The organism is Ferruginibacter sp. SUN106 (assembly GCF_050611765.1).
In the GTDB taxonomy this organism is placed as follows: domain Bacteria; phylum Bacteroidota; class Bacteroidia; order Chitinophagales; family Chitinophagaceae; genus Ferruginibacter.
This window is the reverse complement of record NZ_JBODJC010000001.1, coordinates 1,380,907-1,403,943: the sequence shown is the minus strand read 5'-3', so window position 1 is coordinate 1,403,943 and position 23,037 is coordinate 1,380,907. Positions and strand designations below refer to the sequence as shown.

Genomic DNA, 23,037 nt, shown 5'->3' with positions numbered 1-23,037 from the left:
CCTTAAAAAAAATAAAATGAAAAAATTAATAAGATCATCAGCTTTAATTATAGGTTTATTTTTTATTGTATCAAAAACTACAGCACAAACCACCCCGGCTGTAAAAACAATTACAAAAGCGACATCGGCAACAATAAAAGACAGCACCCATGAGGCTGCAAAAAATGTTATAAAAAATATGATACCCGATCCTATAGCTGCTGTGGCAAACCAGGGAAAGGAAGTGATAAGGCCTGTGGATTCTATCATAGTTAAATTACCCCCGGTTCCCGACCAGAAAATCCCTGCTAAACAATAACTCCTGTTTAAATAAAAATAATAAAGGCTGTCAATCAATGACAGCCTTTATTATTTACTTTGCAGCATGAAAATACTTTGCTTATTTTTTACCTGCCTGTTATTTGAAATCAGCGCTTCAGCACAAATTAAAAAAGACAGTACTGTTACAGTAGGCAAACAAGCAATTACCCTTAGTGAAGTTATTATCGACAATAAACTAAATGTTCCGGTATTTATTGAACGGGTAAAAAACGATACCAGTTTTTATAAAGCCTTCCGCAATTTACGTGTACTGGGTTTTAGTGCTATTAATGACATCCGCATGAATAACAGTGATGGTGAAGTTAAAGCCTCGTTGCACAGCAAAACAAAACAGTTACGCAGTAGCAATTGCCGTACAATGGAAACATTGGAAGAGCAGGTGACCGGTGATTTTTATGATGACAACCACAATTACAATTATTACACGGCACAAATGTATGCCTCGCTTTTTTTCACCAAAGATTCTGTTTGTGGCGAAGACAATATTGTATTAGGTAAGGAATTCAGTACTGCCGGTAAAAGCGGTATGGAAAAACATAAAGAGCAATTAAAAATGCTCTTCTTCAACCCCGGAAAAAAAATTAACGGCCTTCCCTTTATGAGTAACAAAACGGCCATATTTGATGACGATATGGCTGATAAATACGATATGGAAATAGACATGGATATGTATAATGGGGCCAACTGCTATATTTTTAAGCAAACCGTAAAGCCCGATTATAAAAGCAATGTGGTGGTTGATGAAATGACCACCTGGTTTGACCAGCATACTTATGATGTAGTGGCAAGAAATTACAACATCAGCTACGATGCCGGTGTGTATGATTTTAAAGTACAGATGGAAGTGGTGATGACAAAATTCAATACATACTTAGTACCCTCAATAATTCGTTATACAGGTAACTGGAAAGCCATCTTTAAATCCCGGGAACGTGGAGTGTTTACAGCCACCCTTTTCGATTTTAATAAGGGTGAGTGACCCAATAGTATTCTTATAAATTAAAAATAACCTGTAAGGGTGACTCACCCGGAATATTTTCAGCTATCGTTAACTTTTAGATACTTAATTTTATTGCATGAAGCATATCTCAAAAAAAATATTCACCCTGCTACTGGTTTGTATTGCATTAAATTGTTTTGCTCAAAAAGAAGGTAAGGATTTTAAAGCTATAGATGAGTATGTAAAAAAGTTAGGCACTCTAGATAGTTTGAACATGGGTACTATCAGCAGCCTGCTCACCAAAAATTATTCGGATAAAACTGATAAGGTACGTGCCATTTACGACTGGATTGCTTACAATATTGCTTACGATTTAAAAAATGCCGGCAGTGGCAGCGGAGACAAAAATACTTCAACCGAAGTACTATTGCGCCGCAAAGCTACCGGTGCAGGATACGCTACTCTTTTCCAGGATATGTGCAGCAGCGCAGGCATAAGATGCCTCACTGCTGACGGTTTTGTAAAATTTGGTGCCGACCAGATCAATGATACTAAAACAGAGATCAATCATAGCTGGGCAGTAGTACAGCTGGGACAAAGCCCAGAAGCCTGGTATTACGCTGATCCTTGCTGGGGCGCCGGTTACACTGACGCTGAATTTAAAACTTTTACCAAGGCATTTAATCCCGATTATTTTTTTGCAGACCTTACTATTTTTAACTGGCAACATTATCCTGATAATATGGCCTGGCAATTAGGACCCGGACCAAAAAATAAAAAAGATTTCTTTGGTATGCCTGTTATAAAATCTGCGGCCTACGAATTGGGATTAAAAAAAATGAACCCCAATGATGGAGTGGTTAAAGTAAAAGTAAATAAACCATTGGCTTTTAGTTACCAGTTAAACAGTAATGCCACTGTAACTAAAGTTGCGTTAGTTTTTGGCGAAGGAAAGAAGAAAAAAATAAAGGATGTACCATTTTCATTCAGCGGTAATATGCTCGGCTTCACCTATAAATTTGAGGAAGAGGACAGTTTTCCCGTTACCGTTTTAGTAAACGGCAAGGAGCTGGCTGAATATATGGTAGATATTGAATAAAAATTTATTCAACAAAAAACCTCAACTTTTCAGTTGAGGTTTTTTTATATTATGCCCTTTGTTTTACGGGTGCTTTTTTCTTTACTTTCTTTAAAGCCGTTTCAATTTCTTTACTCAGGTTTTCGAAAGAGCCTTTACCGCTTACCTGTTCGCCATTGATAAAAAATGCAGGAATATCCTTTACACCTTTATCAACGCCATCCTGGAAATCGTTGCGGATCTGCCATCCATAAGTTGAGTTGATCAGGTCATCCAGGAAATGCTTGTTGATAACACCAGCTTCCTTAGAATATAATTTTAAACTGGTGGTACCCAAACGACGACGGTTCTCAAATAAAATATTATGCATTTCCCAAAACTTGCCCAACTGTGCAGCAGCTAAAGAAGCTTCTGCAGCCTTCATTGAGCGTTGGTGAATTTTTGTTTGGGGAAAATGGCGGAAGTTGAACCTGATCTTGCCATCAAACTCTTCCAGTAATTTTTTTACCACTTCATTTGCTTTTGCACAATCTTCATTTTCGTACTCACCAAACTCTGTTAATGTAACCGATGCTTCGGGGTTGCCTACAAATATCTCCTTGCTGGGGATAATTTCAACAACGTCTTTTGTTTTTGTTGCCATATTATGTATTGTCTTTTCTCTGCTGCTTTTTACAGCAGTTTGTTATTAATCCTTAGCTATTGATCTGCCCGAAAAACATCGTCTTTACAGGCATTATTTTTTCTTTGTTCCGGTAGTTTCGGGTTCAGGCATTTCATTTCTAAAAACCACCAGTCCATCAAACACATCCACTAAAACAGGTTTTGTTTTATCTACATCTCCGGCCAGTATCCTTTTACTCAACTGGTTCACTATCTCTTTTTGAATAAGCCTTTTTAATGGCCTTGCGCCAAATTGAGGATCGTAACCGTTTTCTGCAAGGTAATCTAAAGCGTAATCGCTGAATTGAAGATTTATTCCACTTTGAGCAACCAATTGCTTCAGGTTATCCAATTGTATTTTGATAATTCCCTTGATCTCTCTTTTCATCAGCGGCTGGAACATGATCACCTCATCGATACGGTTTAAAAACTCCGGACGAATGGTTTGCCTTAAGAGCACCATCACCTCGTCTTTTGTCTTTTCAACTACCTCATCCTTATTCTTTTCCGTTACTTTTTCAAAGTTCTCCTGGATGATCTGGCTGCCCATATTACTGGTCATAATGATGATAGTATTCTTAAAATTCACCATACGACCCTTATTGTCGGTCAGTCTGCCATCATCTAACACCTGCAATAATACGTTAAAAACGTCAGGATTTGCTTTTTCTATTTCATCTAAAAGAACTACACTATAGGGTTTTCTCCTCACCGCCTCAGTTAACTGACCGCCTTCATCGTAGCCAACATAGCCCGGAGGTGCCCCAACAAGGCGACTTACAGAGTGTTTTTCCTGGTATTCACTCATGTCTATACGGGTCATCATGCTGTCATCATCAAACAGGTAATCAGCCAGGGCTTTTGCCAGTTCTGTTTTACCTACACCCGTGGTACCCAGGAAGATAAAAGAGCCGATGGGCTTTTTGGGATCCTGTAAACCAGCCCTGCTTCTACGGATAGCATCTGAAACCGCTTCAATAGCTTCATCCTGGCCTACCACTCTTTTATGCAACTCTTCTTCAAGATGTAATAATTTTTCTCTTTCACTCTGCAGCATTTTCATCACCGGAATGCCGGTTGCTTTAGCGATATTCTCTGCAATATCTTCAGCATCTACCTCTTCTTTTAACAATCTTTTTTCACTGCTGGCGTCTAATTGCCTTGTCATTTCCTCAATTATCTTTTCCTGTTCCTGCACTTTGCCATAACGTATTTCAGCAACCCTTCCGTAATCCCCTTCCCTTTCTGCTTTTTCAGCAGATAACTTTAGTTGCTCAATGGCAGCTTTGGCATTCTGCACTTTTTCCACAATTTCTTTTTCAGTCTGCCATTTAGCTTTATAAGTATCTCTTTCCACGGAAAGATTGGCTATTTCAGTATTCAATTCTTTCAGCTTCACCGCATCATCCTCTCTTTTTATAGCTTCTCTTTCAATCTCCAGTTGACGGATCTGTCTTTCCAGTTTATCCAGTTCTTCAGGCATGCTGTTCATCTCCAAACGCAGTTTTGCTGCGCTTTCATCAATCAGGTCGATAGCTTTATCAGGTAAAAAACGGTCGGTGATATAACGGTGAGATAATTCCACTGCTGCAATGATCGCTTCGTCTTTGATCCGTACGTGATGATAAGTTTCATAACGATCTTTCAATCCACGTAAAATAGACACGGCATCTTCTACACTTGGCTCATCAATCAATACTTTTTGAAAACGACGTTCTAAAGCTTTATCTTTTTCAAAGAATTTCTGATATTCACTTAATGTTGTAGCTCCTATTGCCCTCAACTCTCCCCTTGCCAATGCAGGTTTTAAAATATTGGCAGCATCCATAGCGCCATCGCCACCACCTGCACCAACTAATGTATGTATCTCATCAATGAACAAAATAATTTCCCCATCACTATCGGTAACTTCTTTCACTACAGATTTTAAACGTTCTTCAAACTCACCTTTATATTTTGCACCGGCAATTAACTGCCCCATATCTAAAGCATAAATTATTTTTGATTTTAGATTCTCGGGTACATCGCCATTTACAATACGCATGGCCAAACCTTCTGCTATGGCAGTTTTACCCACACCAGGTTCACCCACTAATATCGGGTTGTTCTTACTTCTTCTGGATAAAATATGCAGTGTTCTTCTTATTTCTTCATCACGACCAATAACAGGATCTAACTTACCCTGCCTTGCCATCTCAATTAAATTTTTGGCATATTTATTCAACGCATTAAACTGCGTTTCGGAAGTTTGAGAAGAAACAGTTGAGCCCTTCTTCAATTCTTTTGTAGCAGCAATCAAGCCTTTTTCAGTAAGGCCGGCATCTTTTAAAATTTTAGCGGTATTATCTTTTCCTTCCAGTAAAGCAATTAATAAGTGCTCCGGTGCCACAAACTCATCGCCAAATTGTTTTAATACGGCTGATGAACGCAGCAATACATTATTCAGGTCCCGGCTCACATTTTGTGCTGGCTCTGCTCCGGAAGCTTTGGCTAATTTTTTAATGCTGTCTGCCAACTTTGTTTCTACAAAATTGATGTTAACATTATTCTTCTTTAATAAAAATTCTATTGCAGAATCAGCATCATCTAATAGTGATTGCAGCAAATGTTCTGTTTCAATATTGGCATTGCCATTATTGAACGCCAGTTGCTGGGCATGTTGAATTCTTTCTTGTGATTTTATGGTTAGATTTTGTAAACTCATAGTTCGTAATTTTAAACTTAGTTGTCAAATTACAATCCAAGACCAAATCTCAGCTAATATGTCATATAAATATCATTCTATCTGCCGCAAATTCAGCCTGTTGGCGGTTTTACTGCTATTGTTACAGTCGGGCTATGCACAATACAATTTTAGTAAGGTAGATGATTGGTTAAGCAATAACCTTAAGGAGATTGGCGGCAGGGCCGTTCTGGTAATTTATAAAGATGGCAAAATAGTATACAGCAAAGCTGAAAATGAGTTGAGCGGCAGGCAGAAAAGAATTGGCAAATTCATTGCTAAAAGGCAGGGCAAAGATGCAGACGAGATGATGCAGGATTTTACCATCAGCACTAAAGAAAGAATTGCCAGCTGCAGCAAATGGCTGAGCGCTGCCATGGTAATGACATTTGTAGATGAAGGCAAATTGAGTTTGGAAGATAGCATCGGAAAATTTTTACCGGTGATGACGGCTAACGGAAAAGGCAATATAAAGATCTGGCAATGCCTTAGCCATTTAACCGGCATTAAAGCCGGCACATTAAAAGAATCGCTGAATGAAATGAAAGAGTTGAACAATATGGATGAAGCGATGGCATCGATTGCTACACTACCAATGGAAGGCGAACCGGGCAAAACATTTCATTACAGCAATATAGGTTTACAAATTGCCGGCGATATTATGGAAAAGATAAGCGGAAAAAGTTTTGAAACTTTATTCGCCCAAAGAATTGCCCAACCCTGTAATATGAAAAACTCCGATTTTGGCAAAGGCAAAGTGGCTTTACCCGCAGGTGGCGGTTGGAGTACCGCTGAAGATTACCTGAATTTTTTACAAATGATTTTACATGAGGGTGTATTTAATGGCAAACAAATTTTAAGCAAAGCATCAATTATAGAAATGCAAAAGAACCGTGTAGCAAAAGATGCAGTAATTGCATCATCGCCTGCCGAAGCCGGTAACTGGGGTTATGGTTTGGGCGAATGGATGATGGAAGATGTTGATGGCAACCAGCGTTCGGGTGCTGTTACCAGCCCCGGGCTATTCGGTAGTTTTCCCTGGGTGGATAACAACAAACAATACGCCGGTTTTTTGATGACCTTCAATATAAAAAATAAAGGCAGGAATGAGCGTTATAAAGAATTAAAGCGCCTGGTGGACGAAGCTTTAGCAACTAAATAACAGCACTAAAGGCTTTTAACCTTAATTTTGCGGCTTTATCAAAAGTCGCAATGAAAAAACTATCCGTACTAATTTTGTTTACAGGCAGTTTTCTGTACTCATCTTCGCAAGTAAAAAACAGGTTACTTAAAGGCATGTATATCCAATGGGGATACAACACTGAAAGTTACACTAAGAGCAATATTCATTTTAAAATGAGTAACGGCAACGATTTTGTGTTGCACAATGCAGTGGCGCACGACAAAGGCGATTTTGATGCCATTTATAAAGAACCATCGCAGATTTCTATTCCGCAATATAATTACCGCTTTGGATTTTACCTGAACTATGCTCATACCAAAGCATTGGAAATAAATTTTGACCATGCCAAATATGTTGTTACCGATGGGCAAACAGTAAGGGTAACAGGAACGATTGACGGGAAACATGTTGATGGTGATAGCGTATTAAATCCTGATACTTTTTTGCATTTTGAACATACTGACGGCGCCAACTGGTTGCACATTAATTATGTGGAGCAACATGTATTGTTGCCTACAGCATCCAAATCAAGACCTTTACTTACAGGTGTGTGGAAAGTTGGCGCAGGTATTAATATTCCAAGAACAGATTTTACCTGGAGAGGAGAAAGGTTGAATAATAATTTTCATGTGGCTGGTTATAATATCAGTGCAGAAGCAGGATTGAGGCTATATATGTTACGTAAATTCTTTTTTGAATGTACCGGTAAGACCGGTTTTGTAAGATATATTAATGCTTTAGCCTGCACACCTTCGCAAAAAGGCAACCGGGCTACACATAGTTTTGGTTATGTTGAAGCTATTGCAACTCTGGGTTACGATATAAAATTTTAAATTGTATTTACATTTCTAAAAGCCATCCTCAACAAGTTGGGATGGCTTTTGTATTTTTATAGTATTATATCTTTTATTTGACTACAACAAAACATACGCAAGAAATAAAAAACTTTGCATCGCAATTAGGTTTTGATTTTTGCGGCATTGCAAAAGCACAACAACTGGATGATGACGCCAGGAGATTAGAGCAATGGTTAAACAAAGGCATGAATGGCACGATGCAATACATGGAAAATCATTTCGACCTGAGAATTGACCCTGCTAAATTGGTACCCGGCGCAAAATCTGTAATTACTTTATTGCTCAATTATTTTCCTGCTGCCGCACAAAACACTGAAGAAGTAAAAATATCCAAGTATGCTTATGGAGAAGATTATCACGAGGTGATACGCAGTAAGCTGAAGTTATTACTTCGGTACATTAAAGAAAACATTGGCGAAATACAGGGACGAGGATTTGTAGACAGCGCTCCTGTTTTAGAAAGAGCATGGGCGCAAAAAAGTGGTTTGGGTTGGATAGGAAAGAATGGCAACCTGATCAATAAACAATCGGGTTCTTTCTTTTTTATTGCCACATTAATTACCGACCTGGAGCTGGTATACGATGACGTTTTTGTAAAAGATTATTGTGGTACCTGCACCAAATGTATCGACCACTGCCCTACTGAAGCAATACTGCCCGAAAAAGTAATTGATGGCAGTAAATGCATCAGTTATTTTACCATTGAACTAAAAGATGCCTTAATTCCCGAAACCATGAAAGGTAAATTTGACAACTGGATGTTTGGTTGCGATACCTGCCAGGACGTATGCCCCTGGAACAGGTTCAGCAAACCCGGCAGCGAAATTAATTTTACACCTATTCCTGAAATCTTAAATTTTACAGTTAATAATTGGGAAGAACTTACAGAGGAATCTTTTAAAATAATTTTTAAAAACTCGCCACTTAAGAGAAGTAAGTTTGAAGGCATAAAGAGAAACCTGAAGTTTATACAATCTTAAAACTGAAAGCCTGCTTTTACTGCAATACGGCTAAGATTACGTTTGGTGGTATAATAATAAGGAAACCCGCTATCAGTAGATGTTTCTGTTTCTTTCATATTCTTCAATGAATTTCCGAGCGTAAAAAAAATGCTGCTGCCCTTTGTAATTTTTATTTTATACCCCACTCCTGCATCAAGATAAAAGCCTCCTGTGGTTGATATAGTTGAGAATGTCTTTTTGATTTCCTTATCTGCTGCAATAATATTTCCACCAATATTTGCATACAAGAACAAGCTATTGCTTTTTAAAACAAATTCTTTTTTTACGGCGCCAAATAAGGGTATTGTTTTTTTATAATAATTATCTATACCAATGCCTGCCCCAATAAACCAGCTTTTAATTTTAATTCCATTTTCAGTTTGGGCCACTAAAGCAACAGGCGATTTACCTGCTACAAAGCCGATAGCATTATAAGAGTTAAAAACTATTGTATTCTTTTTTTGTGCCAGTACATTTACACTAAATAAAACCAACGCAACTATTACAACCAGGTATTTCATAACGGCTAATTTTGTGTGGCAATTTTTGAAACCAATTTTATAGCCGCAGTATTTGAATAATCATATTGATACAATCCATCTTTTGCAATAACCAAAGCTATATTATTGAACGCAATTACATCATTGGCTTCCGGTAAAACAAATTGTGTGATCAACGTAACGGCATTAGGGTTGGCCGCATTAAAAACTTTCAACCCGTCATTGCCATCACAAATAAATAACAAATTGCCATCCTTACTTAACCCTCTTGGATTAGTTAATTGATAAGATTTAATTAATTGTGGCGATTGAATGTTTGAAATATTCAGCACATCCAACTGATTAGTGAACCCTGCACACCTGGTACCAGCGTGCAATGTTACGTAAGCAAAATCATCATCTGCTATTACAGGATCGCAGGTACGTACATGAGTGAATGTTCCCTGCTTAACAGGACTTACGGGATTTTGTACACTGTAAATAAACATACCGCTATTGGAGCCAATGAACAATTTGTCTTTAAAAGGAAATATGGTTTCAATACCCCATCCTAAATTAATTGCATTGGCAACAACAGGATTTTGTGCAGTGCTTACATTAATTACCCGTAAAGAATCATTGGAAACAGTGTACATATAATTATTGATCACCGCAAACCTGGCTAAAGATCCGCTGATACCTACAGGCGATGCTTTGGGTGATTGGGATAAACCGGCATCCATTGCATTGAACAACATGCCCCCTCCGCCAAACGCAATCATATTACCACCTTCGCAATCGCAGTCTACCGTTTCAGTTTTTTTCACCCAATCGTAAATCACTTTTGTAGAATCTGTATGGTAACCATAATAATACCGTTCAGGAAAAACACTGTTTACAAATTTCACTACCGATACATTCAAAGGATTGCTGATATCCATCGCCACCAGGTCGGTATAAAAATCGGCATACAAAATATCATTCTTCACTGCAATATCCACATTGCCTGGCAGATCGATAAAGGCAATATTTTTGGGCGCAGCCGGATTGGTGTTATCAATTATATGAATGCCTTTGTCCACTTCATTTAAAAAGATATAATTGCCTTTGATATAAATTTTTCCAGGATTAACTACCGTTTTAGGTGCGTTGCTTTTTATATTAGCCCTCACCTCTGCTGTGGTTTTATATAGTGGTTGAAAATAAGTGTAAGTATATGTTTTGCTACATTTATCTTTTACACAACCCTGTTGTAAAATGGTAATGAGCGCTAAACAAAACAAAGCAATTGCTGTGGTAAAAAACTTTTTCATAATGTAATATTTACAAGATTGACAATTGCTGCTGAAGTACCGTTGCACTCTGGTAAATTATTTTTTAAAAGGAATTTTCAGGTATAGCATAGAGTTTACAAAATGCTGTTTGCTCAACGAATTCTTTATCACTGAACTTATACCATACTTAAACCTGTACCCAAAAGTGATGGGCCATTTAGGTTGTTTTGCAAAAGTAAATCCAGCTCCTGCATTCACCGACACCAGTAGTTTATTAAAAATATCTTTGCCTGTAAAGTATACTCCTGAACTATTACTGTATACCAAAGCATTAGAGTTGATCAAATAACTTACTGTAGGTCCCATTTCAAAATTAAAAGGTGATCTTTTTGACCACTGGTACTGAAACAGTAAAGGAATTTCCAGCAGATGAAAATTATTCATATAGCTTACTGAATTCCCGGGCCTGAAGTAACTGCTGGCTGCAATACTTTTATTCATGTCAAAATTAAAAGTAGCAGTAGAATCTACCTTGCTACCCACTTTTAGAGTATTGGATTGATACGAATAGCTTAATCCTGTTTTGAATTGCCATCTGTCAGCAATCATTCTTGCGGCATAAAAGCCGGTACTAAAAGCTAAACCCGTTGATGGTTTGTTTGGCCCTGTACTAATGCCTGTACCGGGAGAACTGCTTACCGAACTGGAATAGGTATTTGAATAAGCAAGTGTATTATTGAATAAGCTATTTTTTACAGCAGATGATCCTGCTGTCACATCAATTCCATATTCCCATTTTTTTTCGTTTTTCTTTGTTGGCTCCTTTTTTACAATTAAAGCAGTATCTTTTTTTACTACAACAATTGTATCAGTCGCAGTTTTTTTATTTGTGACAGTTACACTATCAGTTTTCAAAAATTCAGCATTTACAGTAGTAGTATCAATTATGTTATTTATTATTTTTTCTTCCGACACTACAACTATTTCTTCATTTTCTGCAATGGGTTGTGGTGTTTTAGTTTTTATTTTTACAGCCGCTTTTGTTTTTAGCGATACCTGGTTTTTAGCAACTATACCCTCTTCCAAAACTGCGTTTGATGTTGCTACATTGCCTTTCCTTATTTTTATTTTTGAAAAAGAGCTTGCGCTGACTTTTTTATTTATTGCACCGCTACTTACAGTAGTAGTAGCTGTTTTAAGAAGTATTTTATTTTTTCCGTTACCCGGATTACTGTCAATTATATTTATAGTTGTATTGCTTTTTTCATTCTTAAATGCTGGGTTTTGCAAATCATTTTTTTTCGTTGTTACAGCAGTTTGATTAACAGAATGATCATCTGCAGTGCCGACAGATGCATCATTTGTTGAAGAGCTTTTCCATAAAAATAAAGAGCCGCTTATCAGTAACCCAAACATTACAATAAAAACAATCCAGCGGCGGCGTTTTTTTTCTTCAGGCAAGCTGGCTTCTACTTTATCCCACACCGCATCAGCAGGAGTAAACTTCAGTTTCTCCATTTGTTCCTGCACCTTCTTTTCAAATTCACGGTTTTGCATACGTCTGCAATTTATTATCTGAGTAATATTTTTTTATCCAGCTGATCATCAATGCACGGGCCCTTGCATACTGCGACCTTGAAGTGCCATCAGTAATGCCCAGCATCGCACCTATTTCTACATGCGTAAAACCTTCTACTGCGTGTAAATTAAAAATGGTTTGGTAGCCGGTGGGGAGTTGCTGAATTAAAGAAGCCAGTTCTTTAGTATCTAAAAGTATTTCCGGGTTTTCATCCGTCACCGGATGTAAGTCTGCTTTTTCAAAAGCCAGGTCCTGCTGGTATTTTGCATTGCGTTTTAAAAAATTAAGTGCGGTAGTAACCATTATCCTTCTTATCCATGCGCCTAATTCACCTTCCTGCCGGTATTGATGCAGATTTTTAAATACCCTGATAAACCCTTCCTGCAATACATCTTCTGCATCTGCCATTGATTTGGTATACCTGTAACAAACCCCCAGCATTGTTTCGGCATACTGTTGGTACAGTTGCTTCTGCGATGCCCTGTTATTTTGTAAACAATCTTTTATCAGCTTTAAATCCTGCTCCATTTACTGGTATTCCCTCGTTTGACAACCGCTTTTATACTATCGTTGCACCAATCAAAATAAAAATAAATTATCTTGGGGCATGAACCCGAATATAGCTAAGCTTTATAGTATTGCATCAAGATCAGAAAGATACATTCTCGGATTAATGAGCGGCACTTCCTTAGATGGTTTAGATGTAGCATTATGCCGCTTTACCGGTAGCGGTTTACAAACAGCAATTGAAGTACTGCAATTTGAAACCGTTAATTACAATGAGGATTTTAAAAAAGAAATAAAAACTGTTTTCAGTAAAAAAGAAGTGAACCTGGAGCAATTGACTTTGTTGAATCCATTTATCGCATTACAACATGCCAACATCGTTAATACGCTCTTACAAAAATGGAATATAAAAAATGAAGAAGTAGACATTATTGCCAGCCACGGACAAACTATTTATCATGCGCCACAAAGTTTGCACCAGCAAAATAAATTTGGCAATGCTACTTTACAAATTGGAGATGGAGATCACCTGGCAGTAGCAACAGGCATTATCACCATTAGTGATTTCAGGCAAAAACATATTGCTGCCGGCGGCGAAGGTGCTCCACTGGCAGTGTACGGTGATTATTTAATTTTTAGCAAACAAGGTGAGGACAGAGTTTTATTAAACATCGGCGGCATTGCTAATTTTACTTACCTGCCCGGCAGTATGGATAGCAGCAAAATTTTTAGTACCGATACCGGCCCGGGCAATACCATGATGGATGCTTACATGCAACAACAATTTTCCGGAAAATATTTTGATGATGGTGCTGTTATTGCATTAGCAGGAAAAGTAAATGCCAATTTATTAACGGCATTAAAAGAAAATATTTTTTTTAAAAAGCCCTTTCCTAAAACAACAGGCCCCGAATTATTTAATCTGAATTATTTGCAGCAAGCAAAAGAAAGATCCGCAACACAAAATATAAGTATTGAAGACACTATGGCAACATTGAATAAATTTTCTGCCGATGCTATTACCGATGCATTACAAAGCACAACAGATCAAAACAGAACTTATGCTATTTTCTCAAGCGGCGGAGGCATGCATAATCCTCTATTGATGCAGCATTTAAAAAATGCATTACCTCATTTTAATTTTGATACCACTGCTGCACTACACATAAACCCCGATGCAAAAGAAGCTGTATTATTTGCAGTATTAGCTAATGAATGTATTTGCGGAGATAATGATGATCTGCAAAAAGATATTGCAGGTATGCCTGCTGTATCCATGGGGAAGATCAGTTTTCCGGGATAATTATTTGCCTGCTTCTATTTGTGTTTTTAAATTATTAAGCGATGAATCCATAACCGCTGCAACCTGTTTGCTTAATACCATTGCACTGAATTTTCTCCAGGGTTTGTACCATGGCAGTTTTTCAATCAACGCCCAGCTTAAAAGTACAGAGTTGGTTTGTTCCTGGTAAATATTAAAATGCGATTCTAATTTATTACTACTATTATTTTCTAAAGAGAAGATTAATGTGTCTTTATCGCTTGCAGTATTAGTTACTGTAGCATTTCCACTAATGAACCCATTCCATTGTTTCCAATCTTCTGTATTAACTAATTTGGCTGTAATCTTTTCCTTACCTGCCACTACTGAAATACTTTTTGATGTAACCAACTGAGACGGAAACAACAACGAGATCAGAAAAAATAACAAAGAGAAAGCAATAATATTGATCACTAAAAACTTAAAATATTTCATAGTTTATTCCCATTTAAAAACTTTAATTGCAACAGCGTAAATGATCACCATCCAAATAGCCATTATACCTAATTCTTTGCCACAATCCCACAAGTGTAACCCTGAAAAAGATATTTTACGTATCGCATCGTTGTATTGACTCAATGGTAATCCATAACGGCAAATGGTTTGCAGCCAGTTTGGAAAAACATCAATAGGAAAGAAAGTTCCTGATAGGAGCATTTGAGGAAAAGCAAATAAATTTATGAATAGCGGTATGGAGGTATCAGATTTTACAATACTGCTGAATATTAAACCAACGCCCAATAACAACAACAGCATATAAATTGTAAGTAAGGTCATTTCTAAAAAAGTATCAATGTCATTCACTAAAGTAAAATGCAAAAAGAAGTAACCCAGTGCTATAAGCATTACTACGTTGATCAGTTGAAAAACCAAACGACTGATACCAATACCCAGTAAAATATTCATACGGCTCACCGGGGTGGCATAAAAACGTTTCAATATTAATTGCTGCCTGAATTGAAAAAAGGTAAATGAAATACCAAATAAAGTAGAAAACAAAATTGAAAAGCCCAGCATACCGGGTAAAACAAAATCGATGGGACGGTATTCTCTAACCTGTTCAACTTTAAAAGTTACACCAGAGCCGGTTTGCCCGCCGGATTTTTTTAATGCTATCACATTTAATATCGCAGCAAATTTCTGGCGCAGGTCATCAATGGAGCGTGCACTTGCGGTGGTAGTATTAAAAAATATTTCATACGCATTTTTTGCACTGCTATCTTTTGCCTTAATAATATTTACAACAGCAGAAATATTATCTTTTTCCAGCGCCTTTCTTCTTGCCGCTGTATCAATGCTGCCGTCTTCTTTTCTAAATGATTTTATGGTAAATGCTGCATTGGCTTTAAGGCTATCATACACTTCATTGGTAGTATCCGCATTATCGGCTAGGGCAATGGTATAATGCACCCCTCCGCCGCCGCCAAATGACCCGAAGATGAAAATAAATATAATGGGAAATAAAAAACTAAAAAACAAAGCACTTGGGTTACTGAGAATAGACCGGAAACTGGCTTTTACAATGGCCAAAAATGCTTTAGTCTGACTGTATTTTTGCATACCGTTTATTTAATAAGCCGTAAAGCTATTGGTAAAAAAGGATTTTAAAAAATTTGGGATCCCCGACATATGTCGTACTTTTGGGTGTCAAATGTCGGCACATGAAAAAAAATGCTCCCAAAAAGAAAGCTACTGGTTACAAACCTGCTCCAGCTGTAAATAAAACCGAAGAACCCAATGCTTCTTATTACCGCAGTATTAAAGTAAGTGCTGCAGTAAAAGATTTTACTTACAGTGAATTTAAAAAAATTGCGGATAAAGTACCCTTTACGCAGGCGGAATGGGCCACCATATTACATGTTAGCGAACGCACGCTGCAACGTTACGCAAAAGCCAATAGTGTGTTTGCTCCTATTAATGCAGAACGGGCCATGCAAATTGCACAGGTATTAACAAGGGCGAAAGAAGTATTTGGCGATACCGCAAAGTTTTATCACTGGATAAAAAGAAGCCCTTATGCACTTGAAGGTAATTTGTCCATGCAATCATTAACTACCAATGACGGCATTAATAAAGTATTAACCCAGCTGGGAAGAATTGAACACGGTTTATTTGCATGATAGTCTACCGCATTTCAAAAGCCAAATACAAAAACGACATTTCCGGCATGGGAGCAAAACTATACGGTTCCAGGTGGAATACTGTTGGCATATCCATGTTATATACTGCAGAAAACATTTCGCTGGCTGTATTGGAAACACTGGTACACCTGCAGGAGTTTGAGATTCCCACCGAATACTGGCTTTTAAAAATACAACTACCTGATGATGGAAAAATGACCAACATTCAAAACAGCAAATTAAAAAAAAACTGGCAAACGGATGAAGGTTATACCCAATTTATCGGATCTGAATTTATAAAGAATAACCAGTCGCTGATCCTGAAAGTTCCTTCGGCAATTATTACAGAAGAGCACAATTATCTTATTAATCCATTGCATAAAAATTTTACTAAAGCAAAAATCATAGATACCAAAGAATTTAATTTTGACAACCGTTTACTTTCTTTTACATGAATATCATTTACCTGTTACTTGGCAGCAACCAAAATAATCCTCACCGGCAACTGGCAAAAGCCTGCAGCAGTATTACCAAACAAATAGGTAATATAAAAAGGGTTTCGGGCATTTATCAAACCGCTGCCTGGGGCAATACCCAGCAACCTGATTTTTTAAACCAGGTAATTATTGTTGACACCCCTCTTAATGCCGAAGCAGCCATGCAAACTATTCTTGCCATCGAAGAAAAAATGGGCCGGGTAAGAACTAAAAAAAATGCCCCGAGGATCATCGATATAGATATTCTTTTTTTTAATAAAGAAATTATTGAAACAAAAAATTTATCTGTGCCGCATCCGCAACTGCAAAACCGCAATTTTGTTTTGATACCCTTGAATGAACTTTCACCCAATCTTAAACACCCGGTATTGAATAAAACTATCCACCAGTTATTAAGAATTTCCCCTGATACATTAACTGTTAATAAAATTTAATCGCAGAAGAATTTCATTACGTTTATTTTGCAGCAGTTTTTTAAAGGTTGCCAACCTTATTTAAGATTTACAAAGTTGAGAAAGAAGCAAAAATTGGCAACCTTTGCAAAATCCGCCACAGTTATTTATGAAGTATAATTTTGTCACCATCGAAGGAAATATTGGCGCCGGAAAAACCACCCTCGCTCATTTACTGAGCAAACATTTTAATGCACGGCTGATCTTAGAAGAATTTGCAGACAATCCCTTTCTTCCAAAGTTTTACGAAAACCAGCAGCAGTATGCTTTTCCATTGGAATTATTTTTTATGGCAGAGCGCTATAAACAATTAAAAGATCTCCTGCAAACCAAAGACATGTTTCAGAACATCACCATTTCTGATTACCTGTTTACCAAATGCCTGTTGTTTGCCAAGGTAACTTTAGCGGATGAAGAATTCAGGCTCTACCAAAAATTATTCGATATCATCAATCCGCAAATTGTACAGCCGGATATTTTAATCTACCTGCATGCCCCGGTAAATAAATTGCAGGAGAACATTAAAAAGCGCAATCGTGGCTACGAGCAAAGTATCCCCAGTGATTATCTTTTTTCTTTGCAGGAAACTTATACGCAATACATCAAACAGCATAATATTAAAACACTTTTTATTGATGCTTCCAATGCCGATTTTTTAGGTAACGAGCTCCACATGAAAATTATCATCGACGCACTGGATAAAGAATATGAAGACGGGCAACATTATTTGAGTTTGCCGTAGAGTGGGTCACCTCTTAAAAGGTGACTCACTCCGTTAAAGGCAGCAGCTATACCACTGGGTGAGCCACCTTTTAAGAGGTGGCCACTCCGTTAAAGGCAGCAACTATACTACTGGGTGAGCCACCTTTTAAGAGGTGACCCACCCAACTCACCATTCACCAAATCAAAAAAAAATTGCAACTTCGCAGTAATGGCATTATCATTGAACACAGCAGCGCTGTCTCCCCTTAAAGAAAAAGAATTTAAATTATACATCATCTGCCGCTTTATCTACATTATGGCGCTACGTATGGTGGGCACAGTGGTGGCATATGAATTATTTCACCTTACACAAAGTTCCTTTGCTATTGGGCTTGTAGGATTATCAGAATTCGTACCTGTTTTTTCACTGGCATTATACGCAGGCCATGTAATTGATAAATCTGAAAAAAGAACACTGCTACTAAAAGGCATGATAGCATATTCGTTTTGTGTGGTGCTATTGGTTATTTGCACTTTCCCTGCCACACAAAATAAATTGAGCGCACACGGACTTGAGTATTGCTTTTATGCCATCATATTTTTAACCGGGGTCATCAGGGCATTTGCAGGCCCGGTTTCCAATGCCATAGTTTCTCAATTGGTGCCCCGCAATATCTTACAGTACGCCGCCAATATCAGCTCCTCAACCTGGCTTATTGGCTCCATTACAGGGCATGCCAGCGCAGGATTTTTAATTGCAGGCATTGGTGTAAATAAAACTTTTATCGTCATTCTGATTTATGTGGTAACAGCCGCCACTATACTTTCTTTCATTAAAAGAAAACCCATTTTGTATGCCCCGAAAGATATTGCCGCATGGGATAGCGTAAAGCAGGGCCTTCGTTTTGTTTTCAATAATAAAATTATGATGGGTGCTATTTCATTAGATCTGTTTGCAGTTCTATTCGGTGGTGCAGTTGCCCTTATACCGGAATTCAGCGCTACTATTTTACACATCAGCCCCATTGGCTTTGGATGGCTTACTGCCGCCACCGATATTGGTTCTATGAGTATCATCATTCTGCTTACTTTTTTTCCCATGCGAAAAAAACAAGGCAAAAGAATGTTGCTGGCAGTTGCAGGCTTTGGTATTTGCATCATTGCTTTCGGCCTCTCCAATATTTACTTCATTTCCTTTATGGCGCTTTTATGCAGTGGTGTTTGCGATGGCATCAGCGTAATGGTTCGTGGTACAATTTTACAACTCACCACGCCTGATGAAATGCGTGGCCGTGTATCTTCTGTAAACTCTATGTTCATCAACAGCAGTAACGAACTGGGCCAGTTTGAAAGTGGCTTTGCAAGGCAATTGTTAGGACCAGTACCTTCTGTGGTTTTCGGCGGCTGCATGACTTTGCTGGTGGTGGTGGTTACCTGGTTTAAAGCACCGGCATTAAAAAATATGGAGTATTGAGCTCTTCAGGCGGCAGTGTGTTCACCGAACCGTTACAACATTTGAAATGCAGCATTCCGGTCGGTGAAGACACCGACCGGGGAGAGAAATTCACCTATCATGTTTAATAACATATATTTACACATCGACTACTGACAAATTCACTAAACTATTAAATGTGTTCATTGATTATTATAAAATTCTTTCAGTAGACAAAAATCACACCTCAGATCAAATTAAAAAGGCTTATAGAAAATTAGCATTAAGGTATCATCCAGATACTAACAGGGATACTGATTCAACTAATAAATTTCTAGAAATCCAGGAAGCCTATGAAATCCTAAGTGATTTAACAAAGAAAATAAAATACGATTATTTATACGAACGACATTATCAAAAGAACGTAAAGACTGAGTTTGAAATATTTCGTGAAAAACAAATTTACAAGGAGTATTATAATAATTGGCAGAAAGAAGCAAGAAATAATGCAATCACAAAAAGCAAAGAAAAATTTTCAAACTTCAAATATGACCTTATTCAAACTGTGGGACAAGGCTTTAATTTTTCAAGTAACATTTTTGCAATAATTTTTGCTCTTGTCATACTTGGTGGAACTTTTGTTAATCTTGATACTTATTTAAGTGGCAACAAGGATGCCATTTATGGTGTTATAATTTGTGGCATTCTTTCTTTGTTAATAATTATAGGACTGATTGCTAAAGCAAGAGAAATATAAAAAAGGTTGCTCTCACAACCTTTTGAAATTCCATAGTTTTTTACCGTTTTCTCACATCAAAGAAAAGTAATTCAAAAAGAATCCAAAATCCAAAATGTTCGGTAATTGTAAATAGTAGTTCGCTCATAGGGTGTATAGTTTTTTAATTATTAAAATACTGACTTTATTACATAAAGACAATGCAAAGTTATTTCTATTCTTAATTACATAAAATTTACGTGTAGGACAAAAGCTTCATAGTAAGACATATATAAAAAGTAAATGAGGTAGGTAGCCTAATGATAGAACATTTCCAACTCTCAGATTAGTGAAGACACCAAACATGTAAAAGCAACCGTTTTGCGGTCTTTTGCGTTTATACCCTGTGAACAATTCTTTACAAAAGTTGTTTCGATATTTTGTAAGTTACAACATCAAAAAAATCATCTCCTCATGCAACGCAGAAACTTTATCCGCAACGCCAGCCTTACAGTAGCAGGGTTAGCATTAGTCAATAAACAATTAGCCGCCGCTTTTTTTAATCAACCTGCATTTAAAATAAAAATGCTTACCGATAACATTGGTGTATTTACCGAAAAAGGTGGCACCATACTTTTTTATATCGCTAAAAAAGATGTGGTGGTAGTGGATGCACAATTCCCGGATTCGGCACAGCATTTAATTGACGAAATAAAAAAGAAAACAGCAAACCCTTTCAGGCTGTTGATCAATACGCATCACCACGGCGATCATACTGCAGGCAATATTGCATTTAAAGACCTGGTGCCGCATGTTTTGGCGCATGCCAATTCTTTAACCAATCAAAAAAATGCAGCGGTAAAAAGTAAAAACGAAGACAAACAATTATATCCCGATCAGACTTATACCGATACCTGGAGTGAAAAAATTGGTAAAGAAAAAATCACCCTGCATTATTTTGGTGCCGGCCACACCAATGGCGATAGCTTTGTACATTTTGAACATGCTAATATTGTACACATGGGAGACCTGTTGTTCAACCGCCGCCATCCTTTTGTTGATAAAAGTGCCGGGGCCGATATGGGCAGCTGGATAAAAGTATTAGACAAAGCTTTAAATACTTTCGATAAAAAAACTCAATTCGTTTGCGGCCACAGCGGCGAAGGTTATGATATTGTTACAGCACCAGCCGACCTTACCGCATTCAGCGATTACCTGGGCAATGTATTGAAATTTGTAGAAGGAGAAATTAAAGCCGGTAAAACAAAAGAAGAAGTATTAAAAACAAAGATCATTCCCGGTACAGAAGAATGGAAAGGCGATGGTATCACTCGTCCTTTAGAAGCTGCATATACAGAGATCACTTCAAAGATGACATAAAAATTTTCTTACATTATTTTCTATAGCCGGTGTTCTCCGGCTATTTTCATTTCGTTCGCTGAAGACACCGGCCGGGGGTAAAAATACTTCCATGGTCGGTGTCTTCACTGAACAACTTTTACTTCATATTCACTATCAACTTCTCCAACACATAATACACTGCAGGGCAAAAGCTGGAATTTTTCAATGTAAGCGGTTGTCTTTTCAACAACACATCTTCATCCGTATAAGGAAATCTTGCGCAATCACTTGGGCGCACTTCGTAAATGCTGCAGTAATTATCAGCGCCTAAAAAACTACAGGGTTTGTTCCTCAACACATAATCGCCTTCACTATCTACAAATAAATAAGTATTAATAAAATCTCCTTCTTTCATTTTTAAATGCTTACTGATGCGTTTAATATCCGGCGTTTTAAAACGAGGTGAGTAACCTTTGCAACAGTTACCACATTGCAGGCAATCAATTTTTTCAAAAGCTTCTTCGTGAAGGTCGGGCAATGCTTTCAGCACTTTATTTTTATCAGCCCGGTTCAAAAACTGTTTGTATAATTTTTGATGATCGGCCGATTTCTTTTCCCAGTTTTCTAATAAGTCTTCTTCCATACTGCAAATATCGCTTTTTTGAAACTACTTCGTAGTTAATGGCAGCCACTAATTGCACCAATTAACACGAATAAAAATGCACAATTAGTGAAAATCAGTGTCATTCGTGACAAAACAATTCACATAGTGAATCAGAAAACTACTTTAGCTGCTTTCTCAATAATAGTATGCCCCATGTAAATAATTTCATTTAATTTGTAGTAAATTTTTTAGACAATGCTACAGGTAATAGTTCCCTTGGATTTTTCCGAGACATCTTTCAATGCAGCACACTATGCCTGCAATATGTACAAAAACAGGCCTGATGTAAACATTATACTATATCATTTTTATTCCGGCAGCGAAGATGTAGCTACTGCAGAAAATTACCTGGGCACACTGAAAACCGAACTGCTTTCCATTATTGCAAATATTAAAACCTATACCGAATCAGGCGACAATTTTATTGACAGCCTTGCCGCTTTTGCCCACGTAAAAACTGCTTATATGATAGTAATGGGGCTAACAGGTAAAACAGCACTGGCACAACGTTTTTCGGGCACCAACACTTTAAAGATAGCAGAGAAAAACATTTGCCCCGTCTTAATTATTCCTGAAGAAGCAAAGTATACCAAAATTGAAAATGTGCTCATCACTTCCGAAATGAAATATGTGGAAGAAACACCTACATTGCTGGCAGTAAAAAGAGTATTGCACGATTTTAAACCTGCGCTCCACATTTTAAATGTAGATGACAGCCATTATATTTCCCTTACCACAGCTTTTAAAACGGAAAGGGATAAAATGGAAGAATTGCTGAAAGAGTTCAATCCCGAATTCTATTTTATGAGGTTATACGATTTTCATGAAGCCGTGAATTTATTTGCCGGCGATAAGGATATAGACATCATCATCATTGCACCCCAACAGCACAGTTTTTACGAACGGTTGTTTAAAACCCAACACACCAAAAAGATGATCTATCAAAGCAAAGTACCGGTTCTTGCTGTACATGAATAAAGAAAATAGCTACAAGGGAAATAGCCATAAGGGGAATAGCGACAAGGGATTAGCATGCTATTTCCAATATTATACTAATCCCTTGTGGCTTATAGCTTGTCACTTCCCCCTCCCCAATGTTATCCCTCAGTTTTCCACAGTAACAAATCCCTGAACTTATTGACGCAGTTTCTTGTTATGTTATCGTAATTTTGCGGCAACTTTTTCTACA

The 23,037-nt window shown here is 37.5% G+C and carries 24 protein-coding genes; 15 read left to right on the top strand and 9 right to left on the bottom strand.

What is annotated here, in order from left to right:
* The first annotated feature begins 16 nt into the window (after nucleotides 1–16).
* The 3 genes from ACQ334_RS05805 to ACQ334_RS05795 all read left to right on the top strand — a co-directional run bounded on the left by ACQ334_RS05805 (nucleotide 17) and on the right by ACQ334_RS05795 (nucleotide 2,360).
* Nucleotides 17–298: a hypothetical protein gene (locus tag ACQ334_RS05805; RefSeq protein WP_430987227.1), complete on the top strand. Its 282-nt coding sequence runs from the start codon at nucleotides 17–19 to the stop codon at nucleotides 296–298.
* Between the two features lie 66 nt (nucleotides 299–364).
* Complete coding sequence (locus ACQ334_RS05800) at nucleotides 365–1,300, top strand: hypothetical protein (protein WP_430987226.1); 936 nt, start codon at nucleotides 365–367, stop codon at nucleotides 1,298–1,300.
* Between the two features lie 97 nt (nucleotides 1,301–1,397).
* Entirely contained in the window at nucleotides 1,398–2,360 is a 963-nt protein-coding gene (locus ACQ334_RS05795; protein WP_430987225.1) for a transglutaminase domain-containing protein, read from the top strand.
* A gap of 49 nt (nucleotides 2,361–2,409) precedes the next feature.
* On the opposite strand, the gene ACQ334_RS05790 is transcribed toward ACQ334_RS05795, so the two are convergent.
* Together ACQ334_RS05790 and clpB are read right to left on the bottom strand one after the other, a co-directional pair.
* Complete coding sequence (locus tag ACQ334_RS05790; protein WP_430987224.1) at nucleotides 2,410–2,982, bottom strand: DsbA family protein; 573 nt, start codon at nucleotides 2,980–2,982, stop codon at nucleotides 2,410–2,412.
* 93 nt (nucleotides 2,983–3,075) lie between these two features.
* Entirely contained in the window at nucleotides 3,076–5,706 is a 2,631-nt protein-coding gene (gene clpB, locus ACQ334_RS05785) for an ATP-dependent chaperone ClpB (protein WP_430987223.1), read from the bottom strand.
* Nucleotides 5,707–5,764: 58 nt separating this feature from the next.
* Here clpB and ACQ334_RS05780 point away from each other — a divergent pair, with 58 nt between their 5' ends.
* The 3 genes from ACQ334_RS05780 (at nucleotide 5,765) to queG (ending at nucleotide 8,744) form a co-directional block, all read left to right on the top strand.
* Nucleotides 5,765–6,886, top strand: a complete 1,122-nt coding sequence (locus tag ACQ334_RS05780; protein WP_430987222.1) for a serine hydrolase domain-containing protein — start codon at nucleotides 5,765–5,767, stop codon at nucleotides 6,884–6,886.
* A 50-nt stretch (nucleotides 6,887–6,936) separates the two neighbouring features.
* On the top strand, nucleotides 6,937–7,740 hold the full coding sequence (locus ACQ334_RS05775; protein WP_430987221.1) for a hypothetical protein: 804 nt from the start codon (nucleotides 6,937–6,939) through the stop codon (nucleotides 7,738–7,740).
* A 77-nt stretch (nucleotides 7,741–7,817) separates the two neighbouring features.
* Complete coding sequence (queG, locus tag ACQ334_RS05770; RefSeq protein WP_430987220.1) at nucleotides 7,818–8,744, top strand: tRNA epoxyqueuosine(34) reductase QueG; 927 nt, start codon at nucleotides 7,818–7,820, stop codon at nucleotides 8,742–8,744.
* On the opposite strand, the gene ACQ334_RS05765 is transcribed toward queG, so the two are convergent.
* Genes ACQ334_RS05765 through ACQ334_RS05750 form a run of 4 tightly spaced genes read right to left on the bottom strand, consistent with a single transcriptional unit; the run spans nucleotide 8,741 to nucleotide 12,625 of the window.
* Nucleotides 8,741–9,286: a hypothetical protein gene (locus tag ACQ334_RS05765; RefSeq protein WP_430987219.1), complete on the bottom strand. Its 546-nt coding sequence runs from the start codon at nucleotides 9,284–9,286 to the stop codon at nucleotides 8,741–8,743. The two genes, queG and ACQ334_RS05765, sit on opposite strands and share 4 nt — an antisense overlap.
* Before the next feature lie 5 nt (nucleotides 9,287–9,291).
* Complete coding sequence (locus ACQ334_RS05760; protein ID WP_430987218.1) at nucleotides 9,292–10,557, bottom strand: LVIVD repeat-containing protein; 1,266 nt, start codon at nucleotides 10,555–10,557, stop codon at nucleotides 9,292–9,294.
* Nucleotides 10,558–10,614: 57 nt separating this feature from the next.
* Nucleotides 10,615–12,075: a porin family protein gene (locus ACQ334_RS05755; RefSeq protein ID WP_430987217.1), complete on the bottom strand. Its 1,461-nt coding sequence runs from the start codon at nucleotides 12,073–12,075 to the stop codon at nucleotides 10,615–10,617.
* Entirely contained in the window at nucleotides 12,062–12,625 is a 564-nt protein-coding gene (locus tag ACQ334_RS05750) for an RNA polymerase sigma factor (protein WP_430987216.1), read from the bottom strand. The genes ACQ334_RS05755 and ACQ334_RS05750 overlap by 14 nt, the downstream gene beginning before the upstream one ends.
* Before the next feature lie 79 nt (nucleotides 12,626–12,704).
* On the opposite strand from ACQ334_RS05750, the gene ACQ334_RS05745 reads away from it, so the two are divergent.
* Nucleotides 12,705–13,907, top strand: coding sequence for an anhydro-N-acetylmuramic acid kinase (locus tag ACQ334_RS05745; RefSeq protein ID WP_430987215.1), 1,203 nt, complete (start codon nucleotides 12,705–12,707; stop codon nucleotides 13,905–13,907).
* Here the strand turns inward: ACQ334_RS05745 and ACQ334_RS05740 are convergent, their stop codons facing one another.
* Entirely contained in the window at nucleotides 13,908–14,360 is a 453-nt protein-coding gene (locus ACQ334_RS05740) for a hypothetical protein (protein ID WP_430987214.1), read from the bottom strand.
* A gap of 3 nt (nucleotides 14,361–14,363) precedes the next feature.
* Entirely contained in the window at nucleotides 14,364–15,485 is a 1,122-nt protein-coding gene (locus ACQ334_RS05735) for an ABC transporter permease (protein WP_430987213.1), read from the bottom strand.
* Nucleotides 15,486–15,586: 101 nt separating this feature from the next.
* Here ACQ334_RS05735 and parS point away from each other — a divergent pair, with 101 nt between their 5' ends.
* From parS to ACQ334_RS05700, 7 genes are all read left to right on the top strand, one after another.
* Nucleotides 15,587–16,045 (top strand): type II RES/Xre toxin-antitoxin system antitoxin, encoded by a 459-nt coding sequence (parS, locus tag ACQ334_RS05730; RefSeq protein ID WP_430987212.1) that lies wholly within the window; start codon nucleotides 15,587–15,589, stop codon nucleotides 16,043–16,045.
* Nucleotides 16,042–16,500, top strand: a complete 459-nt coding sequence (locus ACQ334_RS05725) for an RES family NAD+ phosphorylase (protein ID WP_430987211.1) — start codon at nucleotides 16,042–16,044, stop codon at nucleotides 16,498–16,500. Before parS ends, ACQ334_RS05725 begins: the two co-directional genes overlap by 4 nt.
* On the top strand, nucleotides 16,497–16,976 hold the full coding sequence (gene folK, locus ACQ334_RS05720) for a 2-amino-4-hydroxy-6-hydroxymethyldihydropteridine diphosphokinase (RefSeq protein WP_430987210.1): 480 nt from the start codon (nucleotides 16,497–16,499) through the stop codon (nucleotides 16,974–16,976). Before ACQ334_RS05725 ends, folK begins: the two co-directional genes overlap by 4 nt.
* Before the next feature lie 127 nt (nucleotides 16,977–17,103).
* Complete coding sequence (locus ACQ334_RS05715) at nucleotides 17,104–17,736, top strand: deoxynucleoside kinase (protein ID WP_430987209.1); 633 nt, start codon at nucleotides 17,104–17,106, stop codon at nucleotides 17,734–17,736.
* A gap of 189 nt (nucleotides 17,737–17,925) precedes the next feature.
* Nucleotides 17,926–19,170 carry an MFS transporter gene (locus ACQ334_RS05710; protein WP_430987208.1) on the top strand — a complete coding sequence of 415 codons (1,245 nt, stop codon included), beginning with the start codon at nucleotides 17,926–17,928 and terminating at the stop codon, nucleotides 19,168–19,170.
* A gap of 157 nt (nucleotides 19,171–19,327) precedes the next feature.
* The gene (locus ACQ334_RS05705) at nucleotides 19,328–19,885 is read left to right on the top strand and encodes a DnaJ domain-containing protein (protein WP_430987207.1); all 558 of its coding nucleotides are present in this window, start codon (nucleotides 19,328–19,330) and stop codon (nucleotides 19,883–19,885) included.
* 432 nt (nucleotides 19,886–20,317) lie between these two features.
* A complete protein-coding gene (locus ACQ334_RS05700; RefSeq protein WP_430987206.1) occupies nucleotides 20,318–21,223 on the top strand; it encodes an MBL fold metallo-hydrolase in 906 nt (301 codons plus the stop codon).
* Between the two features lie 118 nt (nucleotides 21,224–21,341).
* Here ACQ334_RS05700 and ACQ334_RS05695 read toward each other — a convergent pair whose 3' ends face one another.
* Nucleotides 21,342–21,827 (bottom strand): YkgJ family cysteine cluster protein, encoded by a 486-nt coding sequence (locus ACQ334_RS05695; protein ID WP_430987205.1) that lies wholly within the window; start codon nucleotides 21,825–21,827, stop codon nucleotides 21,342–21,344.
* Nucleotides 21,828–22,043: 216 nt separating this feature from the next.
* Between ACQ334_RS05695 and ACQ334_RS05690 the strand changes: the two genes are divergently transcribed.
* The gene (locus tag ACQ334_RS05690; RefSeq protein ID WP_430987204.1) at nucleotides 22,044–22,826 is read left to right on the top strand and encodes a universal stress protein; all 783 of its coding nucleotides are present in this window, start codon (nucleotides 22,044–22,046) and stop codon (nucleotides 22,824–22,826) included.
* Nucleotides 22,827–23,037 lie beyond the last annotated feature (211 nt).

Bases quoted from the DNA above. Each gene is read 5' to 3' on its own strand.
- ACQ334_RS05805 (WP_430987227.1), top strand. From the start codon at position 17: ATGAAAAAATTAATAAGATCATCAGCTTTAATTATAGGTTTATTTTTT.
- ACQ334_RS05800 (WP_430987226.1), top strand. From the start codon at position 365: ATGAAAATACTTTGCTTATTTTTTACCTGCCTGTTATTTGAAATCAGC.
- ACQ334_RS05795 (WP_430987225.1), top strand. From the start codon at position 1,398: ATGAAGCATATCTCAAAAAAAATATTCACCCTGCTACTGGTTTGTATT.
- ACQ334_RS05790 (WP_430987224.1), bottom strand. From the start codon at position 2,982: ATGGCAACAAAAACAAAAGACGTTGTTGAAATTATCCCCAGCAAGGAG.
- clpB (WP_430987223.1), bottom strand. From the start codon at position 5,706: ATGAGTTTACAAAATCTAACCATAAAATCACAAGAAAGAATTCAACAT.
- ACQ334_RS05780 (WP_430987222.1), top strand. From the start codon at position 5,765: ATGTCATATAAATATCATTCTATCTGCCGCAAATTCAGCCTGTTGGCG.
- ACQ334_RS05775 (WP_430987221.1), top strand. From the start codon at position 6,937: ATGAAAAAACTATCCGTACTAATTTTGTTTACAGGCAGTTTTCTGTAC.
- ACQ334_RS05765 (WP_430987219.1), bottom strand. From the start codon at position 9,286: ATGAAATACCTGGTTGTAATAGTTGCGTTGGTTTTATTTAGTGTAAAT.
- ACQ334_RS05760 (WP_430987218.1), bottom strand. From the start codon at position 10,557: ATGAAAAAGTTTTTTACCACAGCAATTGCTTTGTTTTGTTTAGCGCTC.
- ACQ334_RS05755 (WP_430987217.1), bottom strand. From the start codon at position 12,075: ATGCAAAACCGTGAATTTGAAAAGAAGGTGCAGGAACAAATGGAGAAA.
- ACQ334_RS05750 (WP_430987216.1), bottom strand. From the start codon at position 12,625: ATGGAGCAGGATTTAAAGCTGATAAAAGATTGTTTACAAAATAACAGG.
- ACQ334_RS05745 (WP_430987215.1), top strand. From the start codon at position 12,705: ATGAACCCGAATATAGCTAAGCTTTATAGTATTGCATCAAGATCAGAA.
- ACQ334_RS05740 (WP_430987214.1), bottom strand. From the start codon at position 14,360: ATGAAATATTTTAAGTTTTTAGTGATCAATATTATTGCTTTCTCTTTG.
- ACQ334_RS05735 (WP_430987213.1), bottom strand. From the start codon at position 15,485: ATGCAAAAATACAGTCAGACTAAAGCATTTTTGGCCATTGTAAAAGCC.
- parS (WP_430987212.1), top strand. From the start codon at position 15,587: ATGAAAAAAAATGCTCCCAAAAAGAAAGCTACTGGTTACAAACCTGCT.
- ACQ334_RS05725 (WP_430987211.1), top strand. From the start codon at position 16,042: ATGATAGTCTACCGCATTTCAAAAGCCAAATACAAAAACGACATTTCC.
- folK (WP_430987210.1), top strand. From the start codon at position 16,497: ATGAATATCATTTACCTGTTACTTGGCAGCAACCAAAATAATCCTCAC.
- ACQ334_RS05715 (WP_430987209.1), top strand. From the start codon at position 17,104: ATGAAGTATAATTTTGTCACCATCGAAGGAAATATTGGCGCCGGAAAA.
- ACQ334_RS05710 (WP_430987208.1), top strand. From the start codon at position 17,926: ATGGCATTATCATTGAACACAGCAGCGCTGTCTCCCCTTAAAGAAAAA.
- ACQ334_RS05700 (WP_430987206.1), top strand. From the start codon at position 20,318: ATGCAACGCAGAAACTTTATCCGCAACGCCAGCCTTACAGTAGCAGGG.
- ACQ334_RS05695 (WP_430987205.1), bottom strand. From the start codon at position 21,827: ATGGAAGAAGACTTATTAGAAAACTGGGAAAAGAAATCGGCCGATCAT.
- ACQ334_RS05690 (WP_430987204.1), top strand. From the start codon at position 22,044: ATGCTACAGGTAATAGTTCCCTTGGATTTTTCCGAGACATCTTTCAAT.